The sequence below is a fragment of the Oliverpabstia sp. genome, assembly GCF_022785585.1.
Taxonomy (GTDB): domain Bacteria; phylum Bacillota; class Clostridia; order Lachnospirales; family Lachnospiraceae; genus Oliverpabstia; species Oliverpabstia intestinalis.
Genome location: NZ_JALFPR010000137.1, coordinates 1 through 9633, shown reverse-complemented (window position 1 = coordinate 9633; position 9633 = coordinate 1). Strand labels below are relative to the sequence as shown.

Sequence of the window (9633 nt, the reverse complement as noted above, 5' to 3'; positions counted from 1 at the left end):
GGACAAGCAAATCTAATCGTAAGATTTCGACATCTTACTGCTGGGTATGATCTAAATTGCCAAACTTCGTGTATTCCGGCAACCATGCCAGATTAATCGTACCGATCGGGCCGTTTCTTTGCTTGGCTACAATGATCTCTGAAATGTTTTTGAGTTCGGTATCCTTATTATAATAATCATCACGATAAATGAACATAACCACGTCCGCATCCTGCTCGATCGCTCCTGATTCTCGGAGGTCTGAAAGCATTGGCCGTTTATCATCTCGTTTTTCCACCGCACGGCTCAGCTGTGACAGCGCAACCACCGGAACATTTAACTCTCTGGCTACCCCTTTCAGTGCCCGGGAAATATCAGAAATTTCCTGCTGACGGGAATCACCGCCACGTCCACTACCGGACATCAACTGTAAGTAGTCAATGATAATAATATCCAGTCCCTGTTCCAATTTGAATTTTCTGCATTTGGACCGAAGCTCAGAAATAGAAATACCTGGTGTATCATCAATGATCAGACGGGAATTTCCAATCACACCGGCTCCCTCGATCAATTTCGCCCAGTCTTCATCTTCCAGACTTCCGGTACGGATCTTTTGAGAATCCACCTTAGACTCCAGTGAGAACAGACGGTTCACCAGCTGTTCCTTACTCATCTCCAGCGAAAAGATGGCTACTGATTTGTCTTTTCGAAAAGCCATATACTGTGCCATATTCAGAACAAATGCCGTCTTACCCATGGAAGGACGAGCCGCTACCAGGATAAAATCCGAAGGTTGCAGACCGGATGTCTTATAATCCAGATCCACAAAGCCCGTTGGAATTCCCGTTACAGTTCCCTTCGTCTGTGAAGCTTTCTCGATGGTCTCCAGGGCGTTTAACACCACCTGGCGAATCGGAACATAATCTCCACCCGTTCTGGTCTGAAGAAGCTGAAACAGCTGCTTTTCTGTATCTTCCATGATTTCTTCCACCGGTTCTTTATCCAGATAACAGGTATTGGCAATATCTTCGTTCATCTTGATCAGTCGGCGCAACATTGCTTTTTCTTTGACGATTTTTGCATAATGTCCTACGTTAACCGAAGTAGGTACCGCCGTCAGAAGATCCTTTGCAAATTCCATGCTGCTGATCTCCGGCGGAACATCCTTTTCTTTCAGTTTCTCCGGAAGTGTGACAAAGTCTACCGGTTTTCCTTCGTTATATAATTCCACCATGGAATCGAAAACAATTCCCATCTGCTGTCGATAGAACTCATCTCCGGTCAGGATCTCGGATGCAATCATAATCGCCTCACGGTTCATCATCATACAACCGATGACAGAGCGCTCCGCATCATCGCTGTGGGGCAGAATTCGTTTAATCAGTTCTTCTTCCACGGAAGAATTCCTCCTATGCTTCTTTTACCACAACCTTCAGTTCACCTGTTACCTTCGGATGTAACTTGATTGGCACCATAGTTGTACCCAGCTCTTTGATCGGAGCTGAAAGCTGCAGTTTCTTTTTGTCCAGTTCATATCCAAGCTGTGCCTTTGCCGCCTCCGCGATCTCTTTTGCAGAGATGGATCCGAAAGTTCTTCCACCTTCTCCAACTTTAATGCCTACGGTTACCTGTTTGTCTTTCAGTTCTTCCGCGAATGCTTTTGCAGCATCCAGATTTTCCTGTGCTACTTTGTCTTCATGAGCTTTCTGAAGTTTCAGATCATTCATATTTTTTCCGGTTGCTTCCACACCAAGTTTTTTGGGAAGCAGAAGATTTCTTGCGTATCCGTCACTTACATTAACAACCTGTCCTTTTTTTCCAAGAGCTTTTACATCTTCAAGCAAAATAACTTTCATCTTTATATATCTCCTTCATCTAGCATTTTCTGTAAAGTCTGTTTCAGTACATCTTTCGCCTCTGTAATAGAGTAATGTTCCAGCTGCGCTCCTGCGATATTCAGGTGCCCGCCACCGCCAAGGCGTTCCATCACAATCTGTACATTTATTTCGTCGATGGATCTTGCACTGATATAAATCGTATTGCGATAATCTGTCAGCACAAAAGATGCCTTTACCCCAATGATATTCAGCAACTCATTTGCCGCCTGTGCACCAATCACTGTAGGGCTGTCAAGTCCTTCACTTGGACACACCGAAATTGCAAAGTGTTCACGAAACAGTTCTGCGTTTCGGATTGCTTCTCCTTTAGCCCGATAATCCTCAACATGTTCACGAAACATCTTTCTTACCCTTGTCACATCCGCACCACATCTCCGCAGAAAAGCTGCGGCCTCAAACGTGCGGACACCGGTTTTTGTAAGAAAATTATTGGTATCGATCATTATTCCCGCATACAGACTGTCAGCCTCGATATTCCGGATCCGAATACCGTCCGCAAAATATTGCAGAATCTCTGCAACCATCTCGCAGGCCGATGATGCATAGGGTTCAATATAAGATAATACCGCATTCTGAATAATATCTTTACTCTGTCTGTGATGATCCAGTACCACGATTGTCTTGGTCATATACAGAAGTTCTTCACATTCTGTATAACCTGGTCGGTTCGTATCCACTACAACCACTACCGTATTATCATCCACAATCTCTTTTGCTTCATGACTTGTGACAAACATCCGGAAATCATAATCCTGGCTGTGCAGGAACCCGTCCATCAGCGGACGGATCGATGAAGTCGGATTATTGATTACAATATAAGCTTTTTTCTCCAGAGTTCTTGCAGCCCGGTAGATACCGATGGCAGCTCCGAAAGAATCCACATCTGTAATCTTGTGTCCCATGACCACGATCTTGTCCTTACTGCTCATAAATTCTTTCAGAGCATGGGCTTTCACTCTGGCTTTCACTCTGGTAGTCTTTTCCATCATCTGAGATTTTCCGCCAAAATACGTGATATTATTGCCATCTTTGATGACAACCTGGTCACCACCACGACCAAGAGCCAGTTCCATGGCGATCCGGGCCGATTCGGAAGTATGCGCATACGAATCCGCATTGATACCGATACCGATACTGATAGTTACCGCCATCTCATTTCCGATATTTACAGATTTTACTTCTTCCAGAATATTAAATTTTTTCTCTTTTAACTGTTCCAGTGACTTACGGCGCATGACCAGAAAATATTTATCTTTTTCCAGTTTCTTCACCACGCCGTCTATCGAAGCAAAATACTTGTTGATCTTACGATCAATCAGCGCGATCAACAAAGAGCTTCTGACCTCTTCAACGCTTTCTAGCGCTTCCTCATAATTATCCAGATACAAAAGTCCGGTCACAAGCTGTTCTTCCTGATTCTTCCGCATATACTTTTTAAGTTCTGTTTCATCAAAAAGATAGGCTGCAATCAAATAATTCTTCTCTTTATCTGCATCTATGATCTGAGAACCATCCAGCAGTTCATCGATCTCTACTCTTCGCATGTTCAGCCGAAAATCATGATCCTGATATGCGACTTCGAAATCTCTTACTTCCTCCGGCAACGGAAGTTTGTTCATTGTCACCTCCGGAAAAATATTTCCGATAAAGCGACGGTACTTCTGATCTTTCCCCGTCAGATAAAGGAACTCATCATTCATCCAGAGGATCTTTCCTTCTGCATCCAGCAAGGCATAGGGAAGTGCAAAGTTTTTCATCAGACTTTTCTGCACCTGACCATATTGGGTAGCAAAAGAAATCAGTTCGTTGAGGAACACCGGTCTTCTGTGAAAATATAGCAGAATCCCGAGCAACAGATACACTGCCGTAAATACTGTACCGATTCCTCCCGCCTTCCAGCTGACGCTGTATAATAACACATCCATTGCCACCAGAAGTATCGTCAGAATAAAAGGCCAGCGCATATATGTTGCCAGCTTACCCTTTAACTTAATTCCATCTTTCATACTCTGTACCTATTATCGATTTTCCCTCCGCATATTCTATCCCCACAGAGTAAAAATCTCCTTTTCCAAGTACACCTTTGCTTTCTTTAAACAAAGGTATGATTTTCCGGCACTCTGTCAAAAATGACAAACCACCAAATTACTCTCCTATTATATCATTTCCCGCGCAAAGAAAAAAGTCTTTTCTTTTTAAACAAGAAAACCGCCATCGGTTTCCCGATGACGGTACAACAAACTTTTTGAATTAGTCTGTTACATATGGCATAATAGCGATATGTCTTGCTTTTTTGATTTCTACAGTCAGAGCTCTCTGATGTTTTGCACAGTTTCCTGTGATTCTTCTAGGAAGGATTTTTCCTCTCTCGGAAACATATTTTCTTAATTTATTTACATCTTTGTAGCTGATTTCATTGTTTTCTTTACCGCAGAATACACAAACTTTTTTTCTTCTGCGTCCGCCTCTTCTCTTCATTGGAGAATCCGGTCTTTCACTTTTATTGTAAGCCATGAATATTACCTCCTTATCGAAATCTAACGATTCGCACCCGAACCTGGGTTCAATGCGTATTAGTTAAATGGCAGATCCTCATCAATTCCATCCGGAATATTCATAAAACCGTCTGCAGATCCGCTTCCACCTGCTGTCGGAGCGGATGGTGCTGCCTGACCGCCAAAATTACCGCCACGGTAATTGTCGCTGGCTGCCTTGCTCTCTGCAAACTCCTGGTCTTCAACTACTACATCCGTGGTATAGACCTTCTGGCCGTCCCGGTTTGTGTAGCTTCCGGTCTGAATTCTTCCACTGACTACAACCTTCAATCCCTGACGGAAATACTTCTCAGCAAATTCTGCTGATCTTCCAAAGGCTACACAGCCAATAAAATCAGCCGTTGCCTCACCGTCTCTCTTGAATCTTCTGTCAACAGCCAGTGTATATCTTGCGATTGCCATTGAATTGTCACCTGCTGAATATCTTACCTCAGGATCTCTTGTTAAACGACCCATTAAAATGACTTTGTTCATATTCTTACCTCTCTTGTAAATGTATATACTTTTACGGGATCTTACAAACCTTTAATGGGCTTGGCACTTAAGAAAAATTAAGCTTCTTTCTTAACAACTAAATATCTCATTACATTGTCCATGATACGAACGTGTCTTTCAACTTCTGCAGGACAGGTTGCATCTGCTTCGAACTGGATGAAATAGTAGAAGCCTTCTCTCATTTTCTGAACTTCGTAAGCTAATCTTTTCTTACCCCATTCTTCAACTTCTGTAACTGTTCCGCCGTAACGTGCTACATAGCTTTTTGCTTTCTCTACTACGGCTTCACGAGCTTCATCCTCGATTTTTGCATTCACAACCAATGCTAATTCATATTTGCTCATGCTGTTTTACCTCCTTTTGGACTTTTGGCTTCCGGTTTCAGTACCGGAAACAAGGATAAATTATATATCACAAGACGATATTTTACCATGAATCAAAAACAATTTCAAGTATTTTCTTCACTCTTTTTCTGTAAATTTCTTGTGTTTTTTTCCACCAGTTTCCGTGCAATCATGATTTGATGACCGCACCCGGTGCATTTCAGACGGAAGTCAGCACCCACACGGAGAATTTCCCATTCACTGCTTCCACAGGGATGTTGTTTTTTTAATTTTACAATATCCCCCACTTCATACTGATATGTCATATTTTATTTCCCCTTTACTTTAATCTGTGAAAAAATCTGACCAATTGGTTTCTGGATCAGAAGATCTGCATTTCGATCCTGTGGTGTGGCACCTTTATTGATCAGTACCAGTGCTCTTCCCCTGAAATAATCCAGCAGACCGGCGGCCGGATATACTGCGAGAGATGTGCCACCCACGATCATCACTTCTGCCTCTGCAATGGTACGGATGGCATCCGATACTACCTCATTATCCAGTCCTTCTTCATATAAAACCACATCCGGCTTGATCACACCGCCGCACTCGCATTTTGGAACACCCGCAGAATGCAGCATGTACGATGCATCAAAAAATTTATGACATTTCATACAGTAATTTCTGTGTACCGATCCGTGAAGTTCCATCACATGTTTACTTCCTGCTGTCTGATGAAGTCCATCGATGTTCTGTGTCACCACACCGGTAAGCTTTCCCGCCGCCTCCAGTTCCGACAGTTTTTTATGTGCCGCATTCGGCTTTGCATCCAGTGCCAGCATCTTATCCCGGTAAAAGCGGTAAAATTCTTCAGGATGCCGCATAAAAAACGTATGACTTAAAATGGTCTCCGGCGGATAATCATATTTCTGATTATACAGACCGTCCACACTCCGAAAATCCGGAATTCCACTTTCTGTAGAAACTCCGGCCCCACCAAAAAATACGATCCGGTCATGTTGATCAATAAGTTCCTGTAATTTTTCCACATCCTGTCCCATGATACATCCTCCTTATCCACATATTTCACAGGTTTCTTCCACCCATTCACATTCTTTCACTTCTGCATATCTGATTTTATTTATATGTTCCGACCCAGCGCGCCTGTACAACAAAACGCACCGATTCATCGGAAGTACAGGTAGACAATGTTACCACATAATCATCTTTTCCAAGTCCCAGTGCCTTCATATCCACCTTCGACTGTTTTGCCATCTTCTTCACATAAGCCTCAAACTGTTCATCATGTGCACTGAACAATGTATATACATCACTGCCCACCTTTGCATACTGCATGGAAAAAATCTCATACCTGTATTTTCCGTTCGGCGTACAGATCCACAGGTATTTGCTGTCTTTGTATTTTTCACTTTCGTACATCTGTTTTAGTTTTCCGAACATTGAACCGTTTTTCATATTATGACCATAGATGATGGTATTGCAATCAGAAAAATCAGATGCATTGGTAGAATCAATAAATACAGACCCCGCAAAATTATAAGTCTTTTTAATTGTCCGGTGCAGATAATATTCATTATCTTCTCCCTGGGCAATTGGATAACTAATAGATGGAATTGCCTCCAGCTCCAGCCATCCCACTACATCGTCATTGATTGCTTTTAATGCGTCAAAATCCACTTCCGGCGGATTGACGGTAAGTTCTTCCTCCGGGATCAGATTTCCTTCCTCATCTTTCTTCTCTTCCACCACTTCCAACGGTTCACTGCTCTGCACCGTTGTTGCTTCTGCCACAGCATGATATTCATCCACTCCTTTTTTATACCCCAGATAGATATTTACCAGCTGATACATAGAGAAGCAGAATACACACAGTGCAACCAGAAACAGCAGTTTCCAGAAGATTCCCCCACCTTTTTTCTTTTTCTTAGCTGTCATCTCTCACTAACTCCTTCTTTCTGTCTTCCATTCTGTTGTACCGTTTCCTGATTCATACTTTTATACAGGCATGGTTCGAAACTCATCCCTGAAAATGAATCGTGATCGGACAGATCTCGCAGTCGGTACCGACACGCATCGCCGATCCCCAGACACCAACCCCGGAAGTTACGATACTGTGCAGGTTCCCTTTTTTCAGATAACCACAGGCATTTTCCCACATCAGTTTGACAGTCAGATTTCCCGGGAACATCTGGCCATCATGGGTATGTCCGCATAGCTGCATATCTGCACCCGATGTCTCAAGTTCTTTCAGTTGTTTCGGCTGATGTTCCAGAACAATGATCGGTTTAGCCTTATCCAGACCACTCAGAATCACTTCCGGCTCTATGCGATTTTTAGTTCCGTCACCCGGCTTTTGCGCATCTTTTCTTCCCACCAGATAAAAAGCATCATCGATCAGCATCACTTCGTCATCCAGAATCCGGATCTTTGCTTTTTTTGCAAATTCTTCAAATCGTGGATCACGCATCTCTTTAGCCTGAGACGCCACAGAAAATCCACCAAGTAATCGCTCTGTCACATCATGATTGCCAAACACACCAAACGAACCATATCTGCTCTTAATTCCCGCCAGTGTCTTTGCGATCCTGTCCGGGTTCTGCACGGCTTCATATTCATTATCAAAAATATCCCCGGCAAATACCACCAGATCCGCATTCTGATCATTAATCTTTTTCACCATCCGCTGCATCTGCCCGTTTCCCACACTATAACCAAGATGCAGATCCGCAACCAGTACCACTTTCAGATCCCTGTTGTCTCCACAGTTTTTCCGGATCGTCACTTCATACGGTTTGACTTTTACGATATTAGAATGCACGATACCATAAGCACTGATTCCTCCAATCAATGCAGTCAGAAGAATTCCCACGAATACATATCCAACTTTACTAAAAAAGAAATCATGTATTTTCCCCGGTATTTTCTTCAGTACCAGCCGCAGGATATCTGCAACTGCAATAAATATCAGAATGTATGCAAAAGTTCCCAGCCAGTAATTACTGATACGCTTTACCAGTACCTGCAATTCTGAAGAAGGAAGAAGGAATGCAAATAACAGTGAGAGTGCCAACAGGGAATAAATTACAATATATGGCACTGCAAACTTTCTGGAGTGAAAACGTTCGGAACACGCTGTCAACCACTTGTGCACCCGATGAAGGATATAAAGGTTTAAAGATATATAAACCGGTATAATAATCAGTAAAATCATATTGTCTCCTCTATATCATACCGCTCCTTTTACAGATCCAGTTTCATATCTCCGTCCTTGATAAAATTATGTTTTCTCATAAACTGTGTAAACACCACTGTAAGAACTGCCGGCAGCATAAACTGTATCACAACAATCTTCAGCAATACTACAACCGGATGTTCCGTCTGTGCCATCACCTGCCAGGTCATGATCTGACCAACAAAGCCGGCAGATCCCATCCCTGAACCTGTAGCATTGTTCGTCATATGAAACAACATCGTGGAAACCGGGCCAAGCACAGCGCTCGACAGAATCACCGGAAGCCAGATCAGTGGTTTTTTAACGATATTCGGCACCTGCAGCATGGAAGTTCCCACACCCTGTGCGATCAGGCCGCCCACACCGTTTTCCCGGAAACTCGCCACTGCAAATCCTATCATATTACAGCAACATCCCACAGTAGCAGCTCCTGCTGCCAGCCCGGACAGATTCAGGATTACACCTAATGCTGCTGAACTGATCGGCAATGTCAGGATCATGCCCATCAGAACGGATACCACAATTCCCATCAAAAATGGCTGTTGCTCCGTTCCCCAATTGATCAGACCACCGAGCCACGTCATAAAAGAAGAAATCGAAGGACCCACCAGAACACCCACGGCAGAGCCCGTACCAATAGAAAGCAACGGAACCAAAATAATGTCCAGCCTTGTTTTTCCTGCAATCAGATGACCGATTTCAATACCTACATACGCGGCAATAAAGGCGCCGAGAGGTTCTCCCGGTCCCTGGAGTGCCAGATTACCATCCACCAATAATGTTCCGGCCAGTACCTTCGAAGCATAGCCACCGATCATACCACTGGTAGCAGCTGACAGTACAACCATTGGAGATTCCTGAAACTTATACGCTACACCCACACCGATCCCGGCACAGGTTAACCCGGCTGCCATTTTCCCCACCGCATAGATCAGTGTCCCGATGGATCCTCCTGCAAGCGTCCCGATCTGCTGGATGATCGTTCCGATGATCAGTGTTGCAAAAAGTCCCAGTGCCATTCCACTGAGTCCCTCCACAAAAACCCGGTTCAGACATTTCTTAATCAGATTCATACATAACCCCTTTCCAGCTCATCACTTTATTCCTGTTCTTTTCAAAGTGTAACACGG

Annotated in this window: 11 protein-coding genes; all 11 read right to left on the bottom strand. The window is 43.6% G+C overall.

Annotation, left to right across the window (positions count from 1 at the left end; genetic code table 11):
• Positions 1-34: 34 nt before the first annotated feature.
• On the bottom strand, positions 35-1375 hold the full coding sequence (gene dnaB, locus MSA64_RS09655) for a replicative DNA helicase (protein WP_287891472.1): 1341 nt from the start codon (positions 1373-1375) through the stop codon (positions 35-37).
• 13 nt (positions 1376-1388) lie between these two features.
• Complete coding sequence (rplI, locus tag MSA64_RS09650) at positions 1389-1835, bottom strand: 50S ribosomal protein L9 (RefSeq protein WP_022171219.1); 447 nt, start codon at positions 1833-1835, stop codon at positions 1389-1391.
• Between the two features lie 2 nt (positions 1836-1837).
• The gene (locus MSA64_RS09645; protein ID WP_154432490.1) at positions 1838-3883 is read right to left on the bottom strand and encodes a DHH family phosphoesterase; all 2046 of its coding nucleotides are present in this window, start codon (positions 3881-3883) and stop codon (positions 1838-1840) included.
• Between the two features lie 244 nt (positions 3884-4127).
• Positions 4128-4391: a 30S ribosomal protein S18 gene (rpsR, locus tag MSA64_RS09640; RefSeq protein WP_022171217.1), complete on the bottom strand. Its 264-nt coding sequence runs from the start codon at positions 4389-4391 to the stop codon at positions 4128-4130.
• Between the two features lie 59 nt (positions 4392-4450).
• On the bottom strand, positions 4451-4906 hold the full coding sequence (locus MSA64_RS09635) for a single-stranded DNA-binding protein (RefSeq protein ID WP_022171216.1): 456 nt from the start codon (positions 4904-4906) through the stop codon (positions 4451-4453).
• Positions 4907-4983: 77 nt separating this feature from the next.
• Positions 4984-5271: a 30S ribosomal protein S6 gene (gene rpsF / locus MSA64_RS09630; RefSeq protein WP_154432491.1), complete on the bottom strand. Its 288-nt coding sequence runs from the start codon at positions 5269-5271 to the stop codon at positions 4984-4986.
• A gap of 104 nt (positions 5272-5375) precedes the next feature.
• Positions 5376-5576: a DUF951 domain-containing protein gene (locus MSA64_RS09625; RefSeq protein WP_022171214.1), complete on the bottom strand. Its 201-nt coding sequence runs from the start codon at positions 5574-5576 to the stop codon at positions 5376-5378.
• 3 nt (positions 5577-5579) lie between these two features.
• The gene (locus MSA64_RS09620) at positions 5580-6311 is read right to left on the bottom strand and encodes an NAD-dependent protein deacylase (protein ID WP_287891468.1); all 732 of its coding nucleotides are present in this window, start codon (positions 6309-6311) and stop codon (positions 5580-5582) included.
• 76 nt (positions 6312-6387) lie between these two features.
• Positions 6388-7206, bottom strand: a complete 819-nt coding sequence (gene srtB / locus MSA64_RS09615) for a class B sortase (protein ID WP_022171213.1) — start codon at positions 7204-7206, stop codon at positions 6388-6390.
• A gap of 82 nt (positions 7207-7288) precedes the next feature.
• Entirely contained in the window at positions 7289-8368 is a 1080-nt protein-coding gene (locus MSA64_RS09610) for a metallophosphoesterase (RefSeq protein ID WP_277664190.1), read from the bottom strand.
• A gap of 143 nt (positions 8369-8511) precedes the next feature.
• Complete coding sequence (locus tag MSA64_RS09605; RefSeq protein WP_215636694.1) at positions 8512-9576, bottom strand: PTS transporter subunit IIC; 1065 nt, start codon at positions 9574-9576, stop codon at positions 8512-8514.
• Positions 9577-9633 lie beyond the last annotated feature (57 nt).

Bases quoted from the DNA above. Each gene is read 5' to 3' on its own strand.
- rpsF (WP_154432491.1), bottom strand. From the start codon at position 5,271: ATGAGCAAATATGAATTAGCATTGGTTGTGAATGCAAAAATCGAGGAT.
- MSA64_RS09625 (WP_022171214.1), bottom strand. From the start codon at position 5,576: ATGACATATCAGTATGAAGTGGGGGATATTGTAAAATTAAAAAAACAA.
- rplI (WP_022171219.1), bottom strand. From the start codon at position 1,835: ATGAAAGTTATTTTGCTTGAAGATGTAAAAGCTCTTGGAAAAAAAGGA.
- srtB (WP_022171213.1), bottom strand. From the start codon at position 7,206: ATGACAGCTAAGAAAAAGAAAAAAGGTGGGGGAATCTTCTGGAAACTG.
- MSA64_RS09605 (WP_215636694.1), bottom strand. From the start codon at position 9,576: ATGAATCTGATTAAGAAATGTCTGAACCGGGTTTTTGTGGAGGGACTC.
- rpsR (WP_022171217.1), bottom strand. From the start codon at position 4,391: ATGGCTTACAATAAAAGTGAAAGACCGGATTCTCCAATGAAGAGAAGA.
- MSA64_RS09620 (WP_287891468.1), bottom strand. From the start codon at position 6,311: ATGGGACAGGATGTGGAAAAATTACAGGAACTTATTGATCAACATGAC.
- MSA64_RS09635 (WP_022171216.1), bottom strand. From the start codon at position 4,906: ATGAACAAAGTCATTTTAATGGGTCGTTTAACAAGAGATCCTGAGGTA.
- MSA64_RS09645 (WP_154432490.1), bottom strand. From the start codon at position 3,883: ATGAAAGATGGAATTAAGTTAAAGGGTAAGCTGGCAACATATATGCGC.